General features: G+C 42.9%; 22 protein-coding genes. 12 read left to right on the top strand and 10 right to left on the bottom strand.

The genetic code is table 11. From position 1 onward, the window contains the following. Positions 1-244 precede the first annotated feature (244 nt). Positions 245-943 carry an HAD family hydrolase gene (locus AC4II3_RS15180; RefSeq protein ID WP_488010437.1) on the top strand — a complete coding sequence of 233 codons (699 nt, stop codon included), beginning with the start codon at positions 245-247 and terminating at the stop codon, positions 941-943. Between the two features lie 365 nt (positions 944-1308). Here the strand turns inward: AC4II3_RS15180 and AC4II3_RS15185 are convergent, their stop codons facing one another. From AC4II3_RS15185 to AC4II3_RS15195, 3 genes are all read right to left on the bottom strand, one after another. Beyond that, a complete protein-coding gene (locus AC4II3_RS15185; protein WP_488010438.1) occupies positions 1309-1452 on the bottom strand; it encodes a hypothetical protein in 144 nt (47 codons plus the stop codon). A 30-nt stretch (positions 1453-1482) separates the two neighbouring features. Next, positions 1483-2106 (bottom strand): CPP1-like family protein, encoded by a 624-nt coding sequence (locus AC4II3_RS15190; RefSeq protein ID WP_488010439.1) that lies wholly within the window; start codon positions 2104-2106, stop codon positions 1483-1485. Positions 2107-2217: 111 nt separating this feature from the next. Next, positions 2218-2343 (bottom strand): hypothetical protein, encoded by a 126-nt coding sequence (locus AC4II3_RS15195; RefSeq protein ID WP_488010440.1) that lies wholly within the window; start codon positions 2341-2343, stop codon positions 2218-2220. A 303-nt stretch (positions 2344-2646) separates the two neighbouring features. Here AC4II3_RS15195 and AC4II3_RS15200 point away from each other — a divergent pair, with 303 nt between their 5' ends. Then, positions 2647-3375, top strand: coding sequence for a response regulator (locus AC4II3_RS15200; protein ID WP_488010441.1), 729 nt, complete (start codon positions 2647-2649; stop codon positions 3373-3375). 273 nt (positions 3376-3648) lie between these two features. Here the strand turns inward: AC4II3_RS15200 and AC4II3_RS15205 are convergent, their stop codons facing one another. Together AC4II3_RS15205 and psbH are read right to left on the bottom strand one after the other, a co-directional pair. Then, positions 3649-3981, bottom strand: a complete 333-nt coding sequence (locus tag AC4II3_RS15205) for a TatA/E family twin arginine-targeting protein translocase (RefSeq protein WP_488029417.1) — start codon at positions 3979-3981, stop codon at positions 3649-3651. Positions 3982-4243: 262 nt separating this feature from the next. After that, complete coding sequence (gene psbH / locus AC4II3_RS15210; protein ID WP_008178875.1) at positions 4244-4447, bottom strand: photosystem II reaction center phosphoprotein PsbH; 204 nt, start codon at positions 4445-4447, stop codon at positions 4244-4246. A 771-nt stretch (positions 4448-5218) separates the two neighbouring features. Here psbH and AC4II3_RS15215 point away from each other — a divergent pair. Together AC4II3_RS15215 and psbN are read left to right on the top strand one after the other, a co-directional pair. Beyond that, a complete protein-coding gene (locus AC4II3_RS15215) occupies positions 5219-5362 on the top strand; it encodes a hypothetical protein (protein WP_488011334.1) in 144 nt (47 codons plus the stop codon). Between the two features lie 8 nt (positions 5363-5370). Then, positions 5371-5502: a photosystem II reaction center protein PsbN gene (psbN, locus tag AC4II3_RS15220; protein WP_008180512.1), complete on the top strand. Its 132-nt coding sequence runs from the start codon at positions 5371-5373 to the stop codon at positions 5500-5502. Between the two features lie 138 nt (positions 5503-5640). On the opposite strand, the gene AC4II3_RS15225 is transcribed toward psbN, so the two are convergent. After that, positions 5641-8028, bottom strand: coding sequence for a sensor histidine kinase (locus AC4II3_RS15225; protein ID WP_488011336.1), 2388 nt, complete (start codon positions 8026-8028; stop codon positions 5641-5643). Between the two features lie 632 nt (positions 8029-8660). On the opposite strand from AC4II3_RS15225, the gene AC4II3_RS15230 reads away from it, so the two are divergent. The 3 genes from AC4II3_RS15230 (at position 8661) to AC4II3_RS15240 (ending at position 10269) form a co-directional block, all read left to right on the top strand. After that, a complete protein-coding gene (locus AC4II3_RS15230; RefSeq protein WP_293046315.1) occupies positions 8661-9335 on the top strand; it encodes a HEAT repeat domain-containing protein in 675 nt (224 codons plus the stop codon). Between the two features lie 121 nt (positions 9336-9456). Further along, positions 9457-10074 (top strand): phycobiliprotein lyase, encoded by a 618-nt coding sequence (locus AC4II3_RS15235; RefSeq protein WP_488011339.1) that lies wholly within the window; start codon positions 9457-9459, stop codon positions 10072-10074. A gap of 45 nt (positions 10075-10119) precedes the next feature. Continuing rightward, positions 10120-10269 carry a hypothetical protein gene (locus AC4II3_RS15240; protein WP_488011341.1) on the top strand — a complete coding sequence of 50 codons (150 nt, stop codon included), beginning with the start codon at positions 10120-10122 and terminating at the stop codon, positions 10267-10269. A 94-nt stretch (positions 10270-10363) separates the two neighbouring features. On the opposite strand, the gene AC4II3_RS15245 is transcribed toward AC4II3_RS15240, so the two are convergent. The 3 genes from AC4II3_RS15245 to AC4II3_RS15255 form a co-directional block, all read right to left on the bottom strand. Beyond that, entirely contained in the window at positions 10364-10870 is a 507-nt protein-coding gene (locus tag AC4II3_RS15245; RefSeq protein ID WP_488011343.1) for a hypothetical protein, read from the bottom strand. 247 nt (positions 10871-11117) lie between these two features. Beyond that, positions 11118-11918, bottom strand: a complete 801-nt coding sequence (locus AC4II3_RS15250; protein ID WP_488011345.1) for a hypothetical protein — start codon at positions 11916-11918, stop codon at positions 11118-11120. A 467-nt stretch (positions 11919-12385) separates the two neighbouring features. Then, complete coding sequence (locus AC4II3_RS15255; protein WP_488011347.1) at positions 12386-12520, bottom strand: hypothetical protein; 135 nt, start codon at positions 12518-12520, stop codon at positions 12386-12388. Positions 12521-12737: 217 nt separating this feature from the next. Here AC4II3_RS15255 and AC4II3_RS15260 point away from each other — a divergent pair, with 217 nt between their 5' ends. From AC4II3_RS15260 to AC4II3_RS15270, 3 genes are all read left to right on the top strand, one after another. Further along, positions 12738-13766 (top strand): ABC transporter ATP-binding protein, encoded by a 1029-nt coding sequence (locus AC4II3_RS15260; protein ID WP_488011349.1) that lies wholly within the window; start codon positions 12738-12740, stop codon positions 13764-13766. Positions 13767-13921: 155 nt separating this feature from the next. Further along, positions 13922-14719: an ABC transporter permease gene (locus tag AC4II3_RS15265; protein ID WP_488011351.1), complete on the top strand. Its 798-nt coding sequence runs from the start codon at positions 13922-13924 to the stop codon at positions 14717-14719. Between the two features lie 664 nt (positions 14720-15383). Further along, positions 15384-16304: a pyridoxamine 5'-phosphate oxidase family protein gene (locus AC4II3_RS15270; protein WP_488011353.1), complete on the top strand. Its 921-nt coding sequence runs from the start codon at positions 15384-15386 to the stop codon at positions 16302-16304. Here the strand turns inward: AC4II3_RS15270 and AC4II3_RS15275 are convergent. Then, entirely contained in the window at positions 16297-18213 is a 1917-nt protein-coding gene (locus AC4II3_RS15275) for a protein kinase domain-containing protein (RefSeq protein ID WP_488011355.1), read from the bottom strand. The two genes, AC4II3_RS15270 and AC4II3_RS15275, sit on opposite strands and share 8 nt — an antisense overlap. Before the next feature lie 785 nt (positions 18214-18998). On the opposite strand from AC4II3_RS15275, the gene AC4II3_RS15280 reads away from it, so the two are divergent. After that, on the top strand, positions 18999-20573 hold the full coding sequence (locus AC4II3_RS15280; protein WP_488011357.1) for a GldG family protein: 1575 nt from the start codon (positions 18999-19001) through the stop codon (positions 20571-20573). Positions 20574-20719: 146 nt separating this feature from the next. After that, the gene (locus AC4II3_RS15285; RefSeq protein ID WP_488011359.1) at positions 20720-20989 is read left to right on the top strand and encodes a hypothetical protein; all 270 of its coding nucleotides are present in this window, start codon (positions 20720-20722) and stop codon (positions 20987-20989) included. The last annotated feature ends 218 nt before the right edge of the window (positions 20990-21207 follow it).

Consider the following 21207-nt stretch of genomic DNA (forward strand, 5'->3'; position numbering starts at 1 on the left):
TCCCCATCTCCCCATTTCCCCATCTCCCCATCTCCCCATTTCCCCATCTCCCCATCTCCCGACTCCCGACTCCCGACTCCCGACTCCCGACTCCCGACTCCCGACCCAAATTTCAAAAACCTACCCTTGTCAGGAGTAATGGGTAAGTTATAAGACATTGTAAATGTTACAAATTCGTAATTTTAGTGATAAATACTCACGGGATGAGATAATAATGTAAATAAATATTACATTTTGTTAGATAATGATTAGAGTATTTACAGACTTTGACGGTCCGATCATGAATGTCTCGGATCGTTACTATCGGGTTTACCAGTTTTGTCTCAAAGAAATCCAACGCCCTAACCAGCCAATCCTGCCCATGTCCAAGGCAGAGTTTTGGCAGTGTAAGAGGGGGCGTGTTCCGGAGATAATTATTGGTATTCGTTCAGGTCTCGATCCCAGTCAAGCTGAAGCATTTGCTCAGCTGCGCCGTCAAACTGTACACACTCTTCCCTACTTGGTTCATGATCAACCGGTTCCCGGAGCTATAGATGCCCTGGAAAAATTACAACAAGCAGGTGTAGATTTAGCCGTCATGACCATGCGTCGGGTGCGGGAGCTTGATGAAGCGTTCAGTCGCTTAGACCTGGATAAATTTTTTCCCCCTAATCGACGGTATTGCCTGAGTAACGACTATGTTAAGACCGGTGACACTAAGGATAAACCTTTGCTAATGGCAAAAGCCCTAAAAAAACTCCCAGCTGCGTCTGATGTCTGGATGATTGGCGATACAGAAGCGGATATAGTGGCTGCCAAAACCCACGGTATTAAAGCAATTGGAGTTTTATCTGGAATACGCGATCGCGCTCAGCTCAATCTCCACGAACCAGATTTTATCGTCAATAATCTCGCTGAAGCTGTAGATTTAGTTCTAGATACAGCAGTGCTACAAGCCGTATAATTTGCGATTTTAGCTAATCCGGCTAGAGCGAGCCCTACGCCTGACCCTCGGTCAGGGTGGGACACAATTAACTGTAAAAGTTCAAGTCATTTTTTATTTTAAAAAAGCTATGGTGGTGAGATTGTCGCAAAATTCAGGTAATTATATCACTAACTAGCTGTGCAGACAAATGAACTTGGGATCAGGAAACAGACAGAGTTTGATAAACTTTAATTTTCTTAACACAGTTAAAAAAAATTGGGTATCTAGCCTGTGGCTATGAAAATTTTTTATAAAATAATAATTTTTATAAAATAATCGCCCTAAAGTCTTGACTTGCAAGGTTTGTGGTTATTTAAAAAAGCAATTTTTATGAAAATTGCTTTTCATGGCCATAATGCAGTCGCTCCCCATGAGCGACTGGCGTGGTTTCCACCGGGAAAACCCAAGCAAGGGTAGAGACGTTTGGGATATATCCCATCAAGGGGAAAAGCACCACTACGAGACAAGGAACGTGCTTTTGGAGGCACATCCTGATCCTCAATCCCCAATCCCCATTTTCAACGTAAGAAGCAACTAATCAGCCACAGCAATACAAATGTCACCAATGTAGCCAGTTTTTCTAGTGTCAAGTCTAGGGTGGTGAATTGGCTTGCCAGAGAATTCCACAGCAAACTCCCCAATCCCACACCTAAAAACAGACCTGCCAGGGTTAGCAACATTGCACGACCAAATTGTTGTTCTTTCCGATTGAGAAAATAGATCGTGAATCCAAAGCCTATAGCCATCACCAACGGCAAAATCGACTCTGCCGATGAGGTGTAAAGCACAGCACTGCTTAAGATTAAGAACACTGCACTCGGCCAGATCATGTCTTCTCTTGTCGGAGTATCCCACAACCGTTTAAGCCACTCAGGAGAGTTATTAACTGGTGTTTGGGGAAAACTCGGTGGAGCTTGAGAAGCCTTCTCTGGGAAACGAATGCGATCAGGAACTTTAATCTTTCCTTCCTGGCGCATCCTAAGTCGATCCATAATAATGGCATCGTAGGCCGCCTCTACGGTATCTAAAAGCTTTTGGTTACCACGATGCTTTTGCATCAGGCGACCTTTGGCATCCTGAATTTCATCAAAGGACGCTTCTTCCGTAACCCCAAGCTGATCATAGGGATTGTTATCACTCATTCAAGACCTCCGAGACATCCCTTGTTTTCACATCCCTTCTTTTCATTAGTATGACAGCAACTTTAAACTAGTTATGTATATGTTAAGGTTAGGCACGAGAAACTCTCAACCTTACTCTGGGTAACCACTGGTCACAGAGTAGTCTTGGTTGAGGGTGGTGCCAATGCCCCTGGGTGCTAGTGTAGCTTGATCTTCAAACAGCAGTGCCGCAGTGAAGTCAACACAATGCCGGTGCATCTCAGTTTTGTTGCCAAATCACCGGAGAATTCCTGAATAATGTTAGAACCGTTAGTAAATCCATATAGACCCATCAAGGCTATGGGTTTTTTGCTCTTTAGAAGAAGAAAAAAAGACTTTTTGCCGTGGTTCGGGAAGTCCTACTGTGGGGGAATTTTGAAAATAACTGATCTGCCTATGCGATTTACCAACTATTGGCATTGCCTAATAATCTGAGGATAATTGTCTACAATGCCCAACAGCACCGTTGGTGTCAAAACACTCTGCGTCTTAAATTTGTGATCCCGTTTTCCGTGGAAAGTTATGACCGCCGCCAAGATTCTTGTCGTAGATGACGATCCGGCAATCCGAAATTTAATTCTACGCTTCTTAAGTCAAAAGAATTTTCAAATGCAGGCTGCTCAAGATGGCAAGACGGCTCTTGCCACATTTGAGCAATTTAATCCAGATTTAGTCATTCTGGATGTCAATTTGCCTGACGCCCTTGGCTACAACCTGTGTCAGCAAATGCAGAGCCGCACTGATGTCTTTGTCCTCTTGCTCACCAGTCGGTCGGATGCTGCTGACAAAAATCAAGGATTTCAACAAGGTGCTGATGACTACATCACCAAGCCCTTTGATTTACAAGAGCTGGAAAATCGAGTTAGAGCAATTTTGAAACGGAAGCGGGCTGTTACTGCTACTGAAGCAGAACGCCTAGTCTTCGACCATTTAGTCATCGATCCAGGGCGCAGGGAGGTAACTATTAACGAAATACTTATCCCTCTGACTGCTCTGGAATTTGATCTACTTCATTTTCTGGCCTGTCATCCGGGTCGGGTCTTGCGCCGTTCTGAGTTAATCCAGGAAGTCTGGGAGTACGATTATGTGGGAGATCAGCGAGTAGTTGATGTCCATATCGGTCAAATTCGCCGGAAAATTGAGGTTAATTCCAGTGACCCTTCCTTAATTCAGACAGTTCGAGGTGTTGGCTACAAGTTTGAGGCACCTTCTGCTAAGAAGAATGAGAAAAATGGTAAATCTAGTAGCTAACTCATTATTGACACTCCACGACTACTAAAACCCCTTGCTCGTGGAGCGTCAATGGTTGCCAAGGCAATGGACCAATGAGCTACTGGACTAGAGTTCAAGAGTCATCTAGTACAGCACTGCGGAAATAAATATACGATTCAAAAATAGCAAAACGCTTATGTAATAAGCATGCAAGAATTGTTAATACCATAATTTTTAATTCCCCGGAGCAGTACTAGTCATCATGCCTGCTTTGGTCTAGCCTCTTGCTGAAGTGGCTCGACGTCCCTAGGATTAGCTTTGTGGAGAAGACGTCGTAGCATGATTGTTTGATTGAGCTGTAGCAACGTCTGCTGTAGCAACGTCTGCTGTAGCAACGTCTGCTGTAGCAACTTCTTTGGTGGCAGTTTTCTCAGATTCACTTGGGGTAGGGGTGTTCAGCCCTTGCTCTATCTGTTGTGCCTCTAGCTTAAACTGATTTTCAAACTCCTTGGAGGCATCTTGAAAGCCTCTAATGGCTTTACCCAGACTACGACCAATTTCTGGCAACTTCTTAGGACCAAATACTAATAGGGCAATGACCATAATCAACACCATTTCCGGTAAACCCATACCAAAAACGTTCATTATATAACCTCCTGGGATTTGTCAAGTTCTGGTTTGCTGTTACTAGTTTGCTGTTATTTAGTTTGCTGTTATTAGTATTCCACATTTGACCCAAATTGACCGCTATTGCTTTGTTGCTTTGACCTAAGCCAGTTGGACTAAGCCAGGGAGTTATCCGATGTGACTTCCGAGCCTATCCATTGCTGTCAAAAGCATTAAAAAACCCGGACAAGCCGGGAGGGAGCTGAAATTTTAGTAATTAGCAGTTTAGGCAGGGAGTAGACTACTGCCCTAGGCTTGTCCAATCAACATTGAAACCTTGAATGAGGATTGATTTGTTGTAAATCTGCAAAATAATCAGCAAAAAGACGAAAAATAGCCCCATAAAGACTCCCATTACAGGAGTAGTGCCCCAACCTGGGGCAACTTTACCATATTCGGAGTTAAGGGGTTTGAGAATATCTCCTAGCCGAGTTCTTTGTGCCATGGGTAAATTGAGTTTATGGTAAATTTAGATTTATGTTAATAGATATTGTGACTACTCCCACATCAAATCAAAGATTATGATGTGGGCGCGCTCTTACTCACGAATCACGAATGAGAATTGCTGCTCCTCGGCGGATGCCGACGCGGGGCGCGTTCGATATCCTGAGGTGCGGCCCGTGGCGAATTTAATTCGCCAAGGTCAAGGGCACCTGTACCGATTTACCACAGCCATTGAGCGGCAGTCCAACCGCCATTAATCCACGATTCAATAGGTGAGCACCTCCTAGGCCGCGAGGGATTGCTCGCCGCCTAGGGTCGCACCTCAATATTGATACCACTGTTTAAGTCCAAAATCAAGAGACCCAGTCAGGCTTGGGGTCTCCCTCTAACTTCGGGTATAACGGGAGACCCCAAGCCTTGTGTAGGTTGGGCGACATACCCCATGATCGTAGTGAAGTCCCGAAAACACTATAGTTCAAGTGTTCTTACAAAATTGACTTGCTCCCATGTATCTTAACAGTGTTAAAATTCTGTGGTATTCTTAAAAAAAAGCAATAAAACTAAAATTTGTTAACACAACATCAAAAAAGGCTACAATTGACTCTGATTATACTTCTGACAATAGATCCCGTTTAGCTCGCCTTTGGCGTGATCGTTCAAGCACAGCTCGGGTTATACCCTGCCACGCTCTCGATCCAGAGTGAACTAAATGTATAGGTTTGTCTAGATTTTAGACAGCAGAATCTCAAAAAGAAAACAGACTAATATAGCGATGCAGTGGCCTCACGGGGAGGCAGTGCGGTCTTGGGGAGGCAGTGCCGCCAAAGGGAGTTCCCCCCAAGATCAACTGGCGTGGTTTCCACGGGGCTGGAGAGCGATCCAAGCGACTGCATCAACAGACACACTTAATATTTGATTTGAGCCATGGAACCCGCAATAGTCCTTAGCATTGTTATCCTTGTTTTTGTGATCGGTATCACTGGTATATCCATTTACACCGCTTTTGGACCCCCTTCAGCGGAATTAGTCGATCAGTTTGAAGAACATGAAGACTAATATAATGGTGTTCCATTCAAACCGGGAAAGTCAGAAGTGATTAGGATAGCACAACTTAACTATCAGTTAACCGCTATCCTTAGGCAAAAGATAGCCTTGGGCAACAGACCAAGCAATCCCTTAAGCATTGAAGGTAGATTAGAACTTTATCGTCAAACTGTTGTCGTGTTCATTTAGTTCGGATCCTTGAGGAGCCGGAATTTGCACGGTAAATGTAGTCCATCTCTGAGAGCTTTCTACCTGAATGATGCCATCGAGCTGTTTGACTAGCTCCTTGACCAAAGCTAGACCTAATCCTGTACCACCTCGCTTCCAAGGATCAGCATTAGGAATGCGATAGAACTTATCGAAGATGTGGGGTAATTCCGTATCAGCAATCTCAGCTTGATTGCTGATTTTAAATATTACCTTGGGTACGGTATCTGATGCGATCATATCCGGATTGTTTTGGTAAAAAAACTCAAGAATAATCTGTCTGTTGGCTGGAGTATATTTACAAGCATTGTTGAACAGTTCTGTCACAATTCGGCCGAAGCTGGTCTTGTCAATCAAAACCGATGGCAAATTATCTGACAAAGTCAACTTGAGAATTTGCTGTTGTGCCTGGATACGGGAGCAAAAGGAATCAATGATTCGGTGTAACCAGATTTTCAAGTCTACTACTGTTCGCGAAACCTGATAAGAGGCGGTTTCTAAACGCTGCAAGTCGAGTAAATCGTTGATTAGTTCAATTTCTCTGTAACACTCAGATTCTAAAATCTCTGTATAGCGCTGTCGTCGTTCACTCTCTGGAGCAATTTTGAGCATCTGTATTGCCATTTTCATATTGGATAGAGGTGTGCGCAGTTCATGAGAAACGGTACTTAAGAAATCATCTTTGAGGATGTTTAGTCTCTGTAGTTCCTGGATTCTCTCTCGTAGTTGTTGGGTACGCTCGAGTACTTGCCGTTCTAAGTCGGTGTTAAGGTTAGCCAGCCGCTGATAAAGCTGGCCTTGCTGAATTGCGATCGCAAGTTGCTCAGCCATCGACTGCACCAAAGTCACTGCACCATCAGACCATTGGTAATCACGATCAATCTTGATCAGGCACAATTTTCCCCAGAGGCGGTTTTGAAACCTTAGTGGTACAATTAACCCATGGCAAGTATCCTGAAGGTTTAAGTTGCAGCTATTGTTAATACGCACCACTTCGAGATTTTTGATTTTGCGACTAATCTGATTGTCCACATCGGGAGTTTCAGCTCCCATTGGGCTTCTCAAGTTAGGGTGTTTACTGCATTGAGATACGGTTAACCAAACCTGCTGCTGTGGCAGATATTCTTGAATTTCTACTAGGTCAACCTCCAACAGCTGACTAATTCCTTGAGTGGCTGTGGTAAAAATCTGCTCTAAATCAAGAGAGCTACGAATCTTTTGAGTAAACTGATTGAGCGTTGCTTCCCGTTGAGCTTTGAGTTGGTTTTCCTGATAAATTTGAGCCTGCTGAATCGCAATTCCTACATGGTCTGCTACTGATTTCCACAAATTTCTTTCCCAAAACTGCCACTGTCGTGGTCTACTACACTGATGGGCAACCAGTAGTCCCCACAGAGGTGAGTCTAATGGTTGGTTTTGGTCTAGTTGAGGGTGACAGATGATCGGAACTACCAAGTTAGCAACGACTTGAAACTGAGCTAGGCAATTAACTTCATAGGAGGACAAGCCCCCAGAATCAGAATAGATATCTTCAATCGCTTGGATCGGACCATACCGGTACTGATTAGCATGGGTTTCCCAGAAGTGGGGATTATACATTTCCCTACCTGTAATCGGCTGCCAGGGTGATTCTACAGACTCTACTGTGAATCTACCTCTCCAATCCGACTCGAAGCGATAAACCGCGACCCGATCTGCTTGTAACAATCGACGAACTTCATTAACTGTGGTATTCAGAATTGTCTCCACATCTAAAGACTTACGAATGCGGGCTGCAAAGTTTTCCCGAAGGGAATCACCCATTGCCTCCCTCAGCTGATCTTGAGCCACCTGGTTAGACAGTGCGATCTGTTGTGCCTGTTTGCCCTTTTTAGCATCAACGACAGTTGCTACAAAACCAATCTGTTTCCCTACCTGATCTTGTAGGACACTAATGGTAAAATCGTTAGCCAATCGGCTACCGTCTTGGCGTTGAATAAGCAACTCACCCTGCCAAACCTCTAACTGGGACAATTGAGCAAAAATTTCTTTGATGGGAGCATGACTTCTAGAGGGAAACATGATCTCGGATAGCTGCGACCCAATAACATCTTGGGCTTGCCATTGATATAGCTTGCAGGCATAACTATTCCAATGGATAATTTTTCCGTCCATATCTATGGCAATAATCCCACTAGGTAAGTTATCTAATAAACAAGCCTGAAAGTGAATTTGCTCTTGTGCCTTTTGGTATTTGGTTTCCTGAGCTAATAAAATTTCTTGAAGCTGCTCAAAGGCTGCTTCATCGACTGTAAGCTCACGTAGAATCTGGAACTGCTCTAATCTCATCATTGATGTCTCAAAATCGAACGATCAGCTCTCAATTCAACAGTTACCATCAGCAACTGTGGCAGAAGTGACTTGGGTTGTTGTATTTATCACATCAGCCTGTTTTCTATTCTTACCTGTACTCAGATGCCGAAAGTTGAATGGATTTGCCATAGCTAGTTGACTAAAAAACTTCCATAGATACAGCCATAGCATTCCCAAAACTATGACTCAGAGCGACAATTGTGTATAAAGATTGATCTAGCAAGCAGGTCAGAGGGATTTAAGCAGTCAGCACTAAGCACTCAGCTTATTTTATTCAAAAGCACCATCTGTAGCGTGGCACAGGCTTTGGCCTTGGCCAAAAGGCCACGCGGGGCGCGTTTGGCCACGCTGTGCGAACGACGCTGTGACCTAACCCATAAGCACCATCTGTAGCGTTGCTAAAGGCCAATAGCCCCTCAAGTAGAACCATCTGTAGCGCTAATCGCTGAATGCCCCTCAAGTAGAACCATCTGTAGCGCTAATCGCTGATAGCTTATAGCTGAATGCTTATAGAGCGATTACTTTACCAGACAGCTGGGTAGATTCTCAACGGATCACAACCGATGCTAATACTCCCCTGAGGTTAATTGTCAACCAAACCCCAATAAACTATGATGCCCCCTAATTTAGAACAACTTTCTGCTCAGCTGGAAAGCCCTAACATGCGCGATCGCTTGATGGCTCTGGCATCACTACGGGCTGTTCAAGCCAGTGATGCCGTGCCCCTAATTAAAAAGGTACTTGATGATCCCAATTTACCAGTTCGCTCTATGGCTATATTCGCCCTGGGAGTGAAGCCTACGGAAGAATGCTACCCAATTTTGGTCAAATTCATGGCAACTGACCCAGATTACGGAATTCGTGCTGCTGCTGCTGGAGCTTTGGGATATCTAGGTGACCCCAAAGCCTTTGAACCTCTAGTTAGGGCGTTCTACGAAGATACTGAATGGTTGGTACGTTTTAGTGCTGCTGTGTCCCTAGGTAATCTCCAAGATCCCCGTGCTCGTGATGTGCTGACCAAGGCCTTAGATAGTCAGGAAGTACTAGTCCAACAAGCTGCTATTGCTGCTTTAGGGGAAATTAAAGCTACAGAAGCTATAGACGATATTCTACGCTTTGCCCAGTCAGAGGATTGGATAGTGCGTCAACGTTTAGCAGAAGCCCTCGGTCAACTTGGTCAGGACAAAAGTATCTCGGCATTAAACTATTTGGCAAAAGACAGCCATCCTCAAGTATCTGAAGCCGCTCAAATGGCTCTATTGCGTTTGTCTGAAGCCTCAAGCTAGCGTAGCATCCTGGTAATTCGGCTAACCATAGCACGATAGAATCAATAGTGAACCACTTGATTGAAATTACCAACATCACTGATCCACCACGATCTACCACAAATTTTTACAATCTTAGCCAATGGATATTAAAGAGTTTTTTGAGCAGAGTGCTGGCAGATGGTTTTCTCAACGTACTAGTAATCATATTACTTCTCAACCCATTAAAAATGGTAAGTCCAACATCACTATGGAAATGCTATCTGGTGATGCCCCAGAGGTAATCAAACTCTGTAAAAAATACCAAATAGAGCCTGGTATAGCTATATTTGGTGTAAAAGTGATTTGGGACGGTACAGTAGTAGGAGAGCAGAAAAAGCAAACTGGTTCCACTGTTGTTGTACCTGTTCCCAACCCAGAAAATCCCGACATTGGCAAGCTATTGCGAACTAATGGTGATGTTGAAGAAACTTCGTTTCTTGATGCAATAGCGAGTGGGGGTTCCCCCCAAGACCGCACCGGTAGTCGCTCATGGGGGGAACCCCCAAGACCGCGCTACCTCGCTGCATCGCTAAAATGTCGTTACAGTATCGGCCAGGATGATGTTTTAACAATGATTACAGAGGGGAAAACTCTATATGCTGAAGAACGTTTTTGGTTTGCTAGCCCTAACTTTCGCTTACGCACTAACGTTCTCCAGCAGGGGGGGCAATTAACCATGGCTTCTCTAGCCACAGAAATTCGTCTTGGTGTTACCTGAAAGGTAAGCTATCAGCTATCAGCTATCAGCTATCAGCTATCAGCCTTGGCCTTGGCCTTTGGCCACGCTACGCGAATGGCCACGCTACGCGAACAGCTATCAGCTATAAGCATTCAGCCATCAGCCTTGGCCTTGGCCTTTGGCCACGCTACGCGAATGGCCACGCTACGCGAACAGCTATCAGCTTTTGAATAAAACAGGTAAGCATTGGTTTAATCTATGTTACGTCAGCTGACCACTGACCACTGACGGCTGAGGGCTGGGGGCTGACGGCTGAATGCTTATAGTCTCAATTATTAGTATTTATGTTATTTACTACAAAAGGCTTATCGATAGGTTTTGGTTCTTTACTGTAAGCACTTTCTAGGACTTTGTTCCTGACTAAATTTGCCTCATATTCAGAAAAATAGCCAATCAGGGTACCTCGCCACACTTTCCTGAGCATATATCTCTCTGATGGCACCTGTATATAACCGGCTGGGGCATAGTTATCTTTTATAAATGAATCCGACTTAATGACTTTAGAATTTTTAATATAATCATGTTTGGATTTAAACAGCTTACAATTGTAATTATAAGCCCATTTGTTAGATATAACGACTCGTTTAAGATTTATTTTATTCAATAAATAACTTGTTGGTACAAAAACAGCAAATTTGCCATCGGGAATCTTGGCACAGGCTCTGGCAGAGTAGTTTTCAAGAATTATTTGGACAAATAAGGTCAGCTGTATCCCAAAAATAAGTCCGGCTATTAAACCAGAAAATAGGGGAAAATAAAAACTTTTTTCCTGCATCCTGATGCTAGACTTGGCTAAAGGACTTTAGACTGGAATTATATCTATCAATTAATCACTATAAATTTACATAATATATGAAATTTTAATAAAAATTACTGGATAGTTTTATGAAAGTTTATAAAAAATAATTTAATCACAATGGGGTATACCATAGGGGTATCAGGGAGAATTTGGTATGATTAGCTTCGTTCGCGCCCCGCGTGGCCTAGGGCCAATCATCCCACGGGGATTAATCGTGGGATGGTTAACTTTGCTCCAATTTAACAGTGGCCTGAGAAAGACTCTCTGCCTCTGACCTACTTTCGACGTCGAGATCTTCCCCCGAATCGCTGACCTGCTGATTGACTACCGTAGCTGTGACTGTACCAGAGTCTTGGTGCTGGACAACTGCCTTCAGCTTAAGGTAGACATCTGAAGAGTCTGGTGGTGGATGAAATTGGTTAATTGGCTTCTTGTTAAGCTCATAACTTGACCAATCTACATTGTAGATAGGACTAGCACGGGCTTTGCTCAGAGGCTTTGGGAAGCTTTCTCTGGGCTTGACTGATTTTTCAGGTATTTTGGATGGTATGGTCTTGGGTTCAGGGGAAGTGTCCTGTTGCCCTGTTGGTGGTGCTTGGAGTGTCTTTGACTCAAGCATCTCTTGCTCTGGTGTAGTTTTATAGGAACTAGTACCTACAGAGGTTTCAGCAACATTGTCGAACCACTGTAAACTTAGTTCTAAGCTCTCGGTTGTGGATGTACTATCCACTGGAGCGGTTAAATTTTGGGGAAATTTACGACAAACCATCCGCTCAAACTCATGATTAAAGCGATATATAGGTTGTCCTCGTCGTAACCAGACTGCCAAAATTTGCTCTACAGATATCGCTTTGTAACGCCCTTGATAAAGAGCCTCAATCACCGCTAGACGCACCCAATTGGCAGGATAGTTCTCAATCCATAGATTGACTAATTCTTCTACAGTGTAACCCCTGAGCTCAAACCCATAGTGACTGAGCAAGGCAAGGGCATAGGCAATGGCTAAATCTGAGTCATTGGTCATGGGTAAAAGGGTTCAAGGTGGGAAGGTGGTACGATTCCAGGTGGAAAGGTAAAAAGGTGACAAATTATCGACACAAAGCGGCTTCGGGCAAAGTCGCTTGGTAATATAACCTATATCCTGCAACCTGCAACCTGCAACCTGCAACCTGCAACCTGTAACCTACAACCTGCAACCTGCAACCTGCAACCTGTAACCTGCAACCTGGAACTTGCAACTAGTTTTGGTAGTGAGTTGCTTGGTCACTGAAATCAGGACTTAGGACTCATGACAACACTATACGGTGAGTTGAACTCAGTGACACGTCTGCCGGACTGGAACTTGAGATGAACGCAACTCTACCGCACCCTCAATTCTAGATGGATTGAGCTGATTGCCCAGCGAAACTAAGCTGACAGAGCTGCTATGCGTGGATATCAACCTTACCATTATTGCGCAGGATATTACCCGCTGGGTCTTGAGAATTACCATTATCTGGTAAGCGCCCTACCATTAACCAGTAAACTACCATGAGTATTGTTATCAATCAGATTACGACGCAATACCGGTTGCACCTGACGCATCAAAACGATTCCAGCAGTGGCAATAGAAAGTGCCTTAGTCAACGTTTTAAATGGAAAAGTATCACCAGTATCGCTATCTTCACCAGTGACTGGGTTAACTTAAATAGTAGGTTTAACCATATTAGTCAGTAAATGGCAATTAATACGTAATACTTAACACGTAATATTTAATACGTAATACTTAACAGGCAATAATTAACAGGTAATATTGAATAGGTAATGCTTAATATTTATTACTTAACACGTAATACTTAATAATATGATAGAAGTAGAGCATCTAAGCAAAATTTATGGCACCACACCAGCGATAGAGAATGTGACTTTCAGGGTTGAACCAGGAGAAATCCTAGGATTCCTTGGACCGAATGGTGCAGGTAAAACCACTACCATGCGAATTTTGGCAGGCTATTTACCAGCAACCCATGGTACTGCCCGAATTGCTAATTATGATGTTCATGAAAATTCTATGGCAGTACGACGCAGAATTGGTTATTTACCGGAATTTCCGCCACTGTATCCGGATATGACCGTTGAAGGATTTTTGCACTTTGTTGCCCGTATTAAAGGTGTTGCTGCAGGCGATCGCACTACTAAGGTCAAAACTGCCATGGAGCGCTGTAACATAACGAGCAAGGCCAAGCTACTGATCCGCAAGCTTTCTAAGGGCTTCCGTCAACGGGTGGGTATCGCTCAGGCGATTGTACATGACCCACCGGCCATCATTTTAGATGAACCTACAGTGGGTCTTGATCCTCGACAAATTATTGATGTCCGTAACTTAATTAAGAGCCTTGCTGGTGACCATACTATTATCCTATCTACCCACATTCTACCAGAAGTGAGTATGACCTGTAGCCGGGTAGCCATTATCAATGAAGGCAAAATTGTAGCAACAGATAGTCCAGACAAGTTACTGGCGGAGTTAACCGGAGGCTCAGGTTATGAGTTAGAAATAGATGGTGATGCACAGGAGTTACAGAAATTATTACAAGTTATACCAGGAGTTTGCCTGGTGGAACTGGTTAATGATCAAAATTTACCTGGCGGACGCTCTTTATTCCACATCGTATCAGCACCGGGAGCAGAACCCGCACGGGATATTGCAGCTGTGACCGTGGGAGCTGGTGTAGGGATATACGAAATGCGACGGACTCGCGCTACCCTGGAAGATGTCTTTTTGAAACTGACTACCACCGAAAAACCACTGCCTAAACCCGATCCTGATTTAGAGGAGTCTGATTTACAGGAGTCTCAGGAGTCTGATGAAGGATTAACGATGAAGGATTAAGCATCAAGGATGACAGTTATTTTGAAAACCTTTAACTAAGTAACATTAAAATAACTAATCCTGAATAACTAATCCTTACCTAACTAACATTCAACATTCAACATTCAAGTTTAAACCTTAAACCAAAAAAATAACCCTCTATCATAAAACTAATAATGATAATTATTGGCAATATATTAGCAATTTTTAGGAAAGAATTACAGGGATATTTTGCTTCACCATTCGCTTATGTTATCGCCGGTGTATTTTGGTTGCTGTCTGGCTCCTTTTTTGTGGAAATTCTTTTAGATCAAGAGGGGATTATTAACCAAGTTGCAACGGCAGAACAATTGGGTTTACCGATACCACCAGTGGATGTTGCCTATGTATTTTTGCGTCAATTCTTGGAAGTGATGGGTTCACTGTCGTTATTTGTGTTGCCAATTCTGTCTATGGGACTCTATGCTGAGGAACGCAAGCGCAGGACTTTGGAACTTTTGGCAACGTCTCCACTAACGAATTGGGCTGTAGCCGTAGGTAAACTCTTGGGAGTGGTGACATTTTATAGCTTTATGGTGCTACCCTTACTTGCCTATGAAGCGATCGCATTTAGTGCTACAGACCCCCCGGTTCAACCTGTCCTACCGTTACTCGCCCACGCCGGATTAATTTTACTAGCAGCATCGGTGCTTTCTCTGGGGATGTTCATTTCTTCCCTAACTGATAGCTCAATTTTGTCAGCAATCCTCACCTTTGCTCTGGTTTTGGGACTTTGGGTGATTGATTTGATTGCTAAAAATGTTAGTGGACCCCTTGGGGAAGCTTTAGGTCATTTATCGTTGCTGGAAAATTATAAAAATCTGATTCAGGGTGTTTTGGATACTAGTAGTATAATTCTGTTTTTGAGTTACATCTTTATCGGTATTTTTCTAACTGCTCAGTCTATTGATGCATTGAGATTTCAACGTTCTTAGGTCAGCGGTCAGCGGTCAGCGGAAGGCCTTTGGCCACGCTACGCGAACAGCGGTCAGCGGTCAGCTTATTTCATTCAAAGGTGCGCTTTCCGCATCTAATTATTAAATTCGCCACGGGTCGCACCTTGAGGGCTTTGCCGACGCGGGGCGCGAACGGGCGCGCACCTAAAAGCACCGATTGCGCTACTAGATCGGTGCTTCGCGAACAGTAGCGTGCCCATAGCCGATAAGCACCTCAAGTAACGTGGCCACAGGCCAATGGCTAATGGCTGATAGCTGATAACTGTTCGCGTAGCGTGCGCGTAGCGCTTAAGCTGAATGCTTTCCTCAAAACCTGCCAATTTCTGACAGCAATTTCTGACATCGAACTGGGGCTAGTCATTGTCAGTTAAACAACACCAGACAAAACTGAGACAAAAACTGAGACATTTTGCTCTTGTCTTCCCAGTAGTCTGAAATTATAGAAACTTCAGGGATAGGCAACTATTGACCTAACACCCCTGACTGGTTGTATCCTGTCCGGTGCTGGGTGATAGTCTTCTTTAGCCCAAATCTGGACAGTTTTATAGTTTAGATACAGACAGATTAGATACAGACATATACAGAAATTCTGTGTATAAGAAAACTGCTGTTTTCTGTCTCACAATCCCCAAAGGAGTAGATTATGAGCTTTCACACTGGAGAGATTGCTGTTCAAACTCGGTCTGGGGTAAGGGAAGAAGCTGAGAAACTCAGCTCGATGATTACTCCCGTTATCAAACCGGCTGCTCAGATGCTCCTGACAACCCAACAATTAGCGATCGCTAGTAGTGTGGATACCAATGGCTTGGTTTGGGCATCACTGCTGACTGGTCAACCTGGTTTTGTCCGAGTTTTCGATAATCAAACTGTCGAGATTAACTGTATCCCTATCGATGGGGATCCCTTGTACGAAAACTTGGTGCAAAATGGAGTACTGGGACTTCTGGTGATTGACCTGACTACCCGTAAACGCTTGCGGATGAATGGCTTGGGTAGAGTAGAAGGCAAAGGGCAGATTGTGATGCAGACCACTGAGGTATTTTTCAACTGTCCCAAATACATCCAGCTGCGTCATCTAGAGACTGATACCCCTGAGTCAACGCAGCCTGAAATTCGCAGCTTTGAGGCTTTGACCACAACCGAGCAAGACTGGATTACCCAATCTGATACCTTTTTCATGGCCAGTTTCAATCCAGAAACTGGGGCAGATGCCTCTCATCGGGGTGGATATCCGGGATTTATCCAGGTGATCAATGATCATCAGCTAGTGTTTCCCGATTATGCTGGCAATAATATGTTTCAAACCCTAGGTAACCTGACAGTGAATCCCCGTGCTGGTCTGCTATTCATCGATTTTGAGCGAGGCAATACCTTACAACTGACCGGAACAGCCGAGGTGATTTGGGATGACTCACGATTCACTACCGTTCCAGGAGCGCAACGGTTAGTGGAGTTTCATATTGAGCAGGTCTTAGAGACAACTAATGCTAGCCCTATACGCTGGCGCTTTGGAGAGTATTCTCCGGCTAATCCTGCTGTTAAGAAGGAGAGCCTTACTAGTTAACTCTGATTCCTTTTGTTTTGAGAGTGATTAGTTTAATTCCTGGATTATAAGTATAAACACGACGAAAACTAAGTGTAATCACTGAGGCATTCGGATCTAGGGGTTGTTTTAAGGTAATATAACCTTTAGTTGGTGTCCTAGAAGGCATGACTGTTCCATCCCAACTAGAGCCTGAATAACCTCTATAATTATTTCCTAAATTATCAACGGCGATAAAATCGGCAAATCTGCTATCTTTATTAGTGTAATTATAAGCTTTAAAATAAATTTTTAATTGGCCATTTTTCCACTTTTCTATTTTATCGACGACGAAGCGAGCGCCATTAACTTTTGGGGATGACCAATAATTTCTAAAAACTTGAGGAATTTGGCTTTGCCATTCAGCAATTAATCGTTGTGCTTCTTGATAAGATGGCGTAGCGTTATGAATCCGTTTGGCGATGGATATTGCTTGACTATACTGTCGCTGATTAGCATAGTGATTTGCCTTGAGGATCAGGTTTTCTCCTTGTATTTCTAATTCAGCAGCTAGTCTTTCTAATTCAGCAGCTTTTAGTTTTGTTTCAGCAGTTTTAATAATTTGAATTGCTTGGTGCTGGAAACGTTCAGCCTTAACCTGTGCTGCCATTACTTTGGCTTGTTGCCATTTACGTTTCTTTAGGTCTTGTTGAGCTTTTTGAATTAAATTTTGATCACTTTGCCATTCTTTCCATTGAGTAATTAACGTTTGTGCTTCTTGGTAGCTATTACTCTCAGTTGGGATTTTTTTAGCTTCAGTAATTCCTTTATAGATAAGTTGGGGATTCTCTACTAGTTTAGTTGCTTTATTTAGTTGTGCGACAGAACAGTCATTTAACAGGCATATCGATTTTTCATTGATGCTCAAAAAATCGGGAACATCTTGAGCTAAGTTAATACATTGTTCATAGTCTCCATCGCTCAAGTGCTGTTGGATTTTATTTACTACTAGTTGCTCAACTTGGTTTAATCCATAGGTAACACCTAATCCTAAACTTATTACAGTAACTATAGCATACTTTAGTTGTTTATTTAGGTTATTTATTTTGACTTTATTGTTAAACTCTGCTAGTAGTTTTCTTTGAATTGGCTCTGGTGATGGAACCGATTTAAAAATACGTTCTAGATTGGCAAGACGCTTTTTAGGGTCCGGTTCTACCATTTTGTCTAGGTAGTTAAGAAATTCTTTGCTATAACCTGAAGCTAAATGCTTGAATTTTAGACGATGATTGCTTAAATCAATTAAATTACTAATTTCCGCCGTTGTAATTCCGGTTACCAAACAAACAAGTGTCACTCCTAAACTATAAATATCTGATGCTTTATTGAGGGGGTGATTATATAATTGTTCTGGTGGCATAAATCCAGCTGTGCCAGCCATCGTAGTACTTCCATTAATTGAACCATAGGCAAGTTTTGCTAAACCAAAATCAATTAAGTAAACCCGCATTTTGTAATCTAATAAAACATTTTCTGGTTTAATGTCTCGGTGAATTATCGGATTATAAAAATGCTGGATATAATCCAAAATTTCGAGCATTTGAACGGCAATTTGCTGAATTTGCTCTGGTGTAAAGCTTGGGTATGCAGACAAAGGTTGAGCGTTTTTGTACTCCTGTACCAAACAAACACCACCTTCAGGAGCAAAGGAGTCAAGATAGCGAGGAATCCTAGGATGGTGTAACTGTTTTAGTACCTTAATCTCATTTTCAATGGATTGGTAACCATGCCAGCTACTGTTATATTGAGCAAATTGAAATAGCTTGATTACAACTTTTTGCTGAGTTTTAAGATGAATGGCTTGATAAGTTACTCGACCACTGTGATAGTTCTGACCTAATGTTTTTTTGACTTGGTAGCCATAGTTATAAAAATCAGGAAATTCACTCATCGAATGTAGGTTTGTGCATCAGTTACAAAATGTATACGCTTTATAGTACTCCAACTTCAACAAAATAATAACGGATTGAGTTTTAAGTAATTGAAAGCCCAAACTATACATAAACTTATGATGATATTGACCTGAAAGCTAGGACTGGTAAGCATTGTGGAGCAATTATGACCCCCCAGCAAGTTTATACAAACTTTATATTCAACCAAAGCCTTTATACAAAGTTTACAAAAAAACTATGAAGGATAATCTTTTTATGGATAAAAATAGTGTAAACTTATCCACCAATTTATATATACCGTTTATTGCATTTATGAAGTACACTTATCAACCTCAAAGTCCCCCTTTTTAAGGGGTATTTAGGGGGATAACTTTGTACCTCATGGGAAATAGAATTGCTATAGCAGTTTTAAATTAGGTGAGGTTTTTAGGGAACAGGGAATAGCCAAGAGAGAAAAAATCCTGTGTACCTCATTAGGCTATAAATCGCTATAGTTATTTTAATTTTCCACTCTATAGCTGTCCCATTATTACCCGCTGAAGTGGGATGACATGCTAAGCATTGAGCCCCTACGGGAACGCACAATGATTTACTCAACTCAACTACAGTCCCCATTGGCTAGCCAAGTGGGTCAGTGGGTCAGTGCATCAGTGCTAAGTCCCAGGCTCAAACCACCTCACCCCCTAACGCCTAACGCCTAAGCCTAATGCGTAATACCTAGCGGGTTAAGCTGAATGCTTACAATCAGTAAGTAATGATAGTTGCAGCTCCCGTGAGGTTTGAGATGAAGAAAAGCAAAACCAAGAAGTTTCTCCTTTACCTTTTCTGGCTCGGGCCACTACTGACCATGGCGGGAATCACTGTCAGGATTATGACTGAAAAATGGTCCCCAGACGCATTAGGATTACTGATTGCTGGTATTGTCATTAGTCTTGTGGGGCTAGTATTTTTAGCCCGGTTGGCTCCGAAATTTTGGCAAAGCCGTTCTACCCAAGTCGGAACCAATGCTATTATTTCTACCGTAGCTATGTTAGTGATTGTAGGGCTGATTAACTTTATAGGGGTGCGCTATACTCAGCGAATCGATTTAACAGAAAATCAGTTATATACTTTGTCACCCCAGTCCCAACAAGTGGTGCAAAATTTACGACAACCCCTTAAGGTTTGGATCTTTAACCCACAACCTAATCCAGATGACCGAGAGTTGTTACAGAACTTTCGTCGGTATGGGTCAAACTTTGAATTTCAGTTTGTTGACCCTCAGCTAAAACCAGCACTAGCTCAGAAATTTGGTGTTCAGTCTATCGGAGAGGTTTATCTACAATATAAAGACAAGCAACAATTCTTGCAAGCTGTTAATGATACCCAACCTCTATCAGAAGCTAGTCTTACTAGTGGTATGGAAACCTTGACTCGGGAAATTTCGCTTAGGGTTTACTTCCTCCAAGGTCACGGAGAAAAATCCTTAGCAGAAGTGGAAGGGGGATTATCTGAGGCCGTACGTGTTCTAGAGGATAAAAATTTTACGGTTCAACCCCTTAACCTAGCTGAACGCTCAGAGGTTCCAGCCGATGCCTCAATCGTGGTTAGTGCAGGTCCGATTCGACCATTATTAGAAAAAGAAGTCAAAGCGTTACGTAACTATCTATCCAAGGGTGGTAGCTTACTATTGATGCTCGACCCTGATACTAATCCTAAATTGGATAGCTTTCTCAAAGACTGGGGAATTAAGCTAGACAGTAGGTTAGTGATTGACCCATCTGCTCCAGAACGTTCCTTAGTGCTTGGTGCAGCAACTCCCATGGTGACCAGCTACGGGAATCATCCCATTACCACGGAATTTGGTGACGGATTTTCCTTTTATCCCTGGGCGCGATCGCTCTTAATTACCCCAGTAGATGGTATCCAGGAAACTCCTCTGCTAATTACCAATGACAGAACTTGGGCTGAGAGTAATCCTAAACAGCAGCCACTGGAATTGAATCCAGAACGCGATCGTCCTGGTCCGTTAATCTTAGGTGTAGCATTAAGCCGCAAAGCTGAAGGGATTGATCAAGCCACTCCTAAAGAGGATGGTAACAAAAAGACTTCTTCATCTCGTCTAGTAGTCTATGGTAACTCTAATTTTGCCACCAATGGTTGGTTTGATCAGCAATTAAATGGTGATGTTTTTCTCAACACCATTAGCTGGTTAAGTAAGCAAGATGATCAAGTCCTATCTATCCGCCCTAAAGAACAAAACAATCGACGGATTAACCTAACAGCAATCCAGGCTGAGTTACTGGGTTGGACTGCCCTGTTACTTATGCCCTTAGTCGGGTTTACCACAGCTGGGTTGGTATGGTGGCAACGCCGTTAGCATTGATAACTGATATAGCATTATTATTTGGGTGAGGTACAAATTATTGGGTTTTAGGGAGTAGGGAGTAGGGAGTAGGGAGTAGGGAACTTCGGAACAATAATTATCACAATTTATACAATTTATACACGGAACCCTATAAACCTATGATAATTCTACAAGCTAGTCACCTATCTCTAGAAGATGTGCATCATACCTTTGGCTTTCAACGGCAATACAATAGTTCATTAACTTCCCGGTTATCCCTAGACACTATCACTGAATTTGAGCAACGGGAGTTGGAACAAATTCGGACTGATTTTGATAATTACTTAATCGCGGGTAAAGTATCTGAAGGACTGGTAAAATCCCTAACGGTTTTTCCCTTACTGCGATTAGCTGGCTTCTATCGCTCTCCAATAAAGATTTCCTTTTAGGTGCGCTTTCCGTTGGCGAATTAAATTCGCCACGGGTCGCACCTGAAGAAGGGATTGCTGATATTGATATTCAAGACCAGGATACCAAAATTACTGGCAGACTAGATATTCTAGCAATTAACAAAGCTCAACAGACAGTAGATAAAGTATCGTTTTGGGTCTTATATTATGTCAGCTTAAATGCACCTAATATAGAAGAGTTGCGTACGCTCAAAGCC

Source organism: Moorena sp., assembly GCF_982860115.1.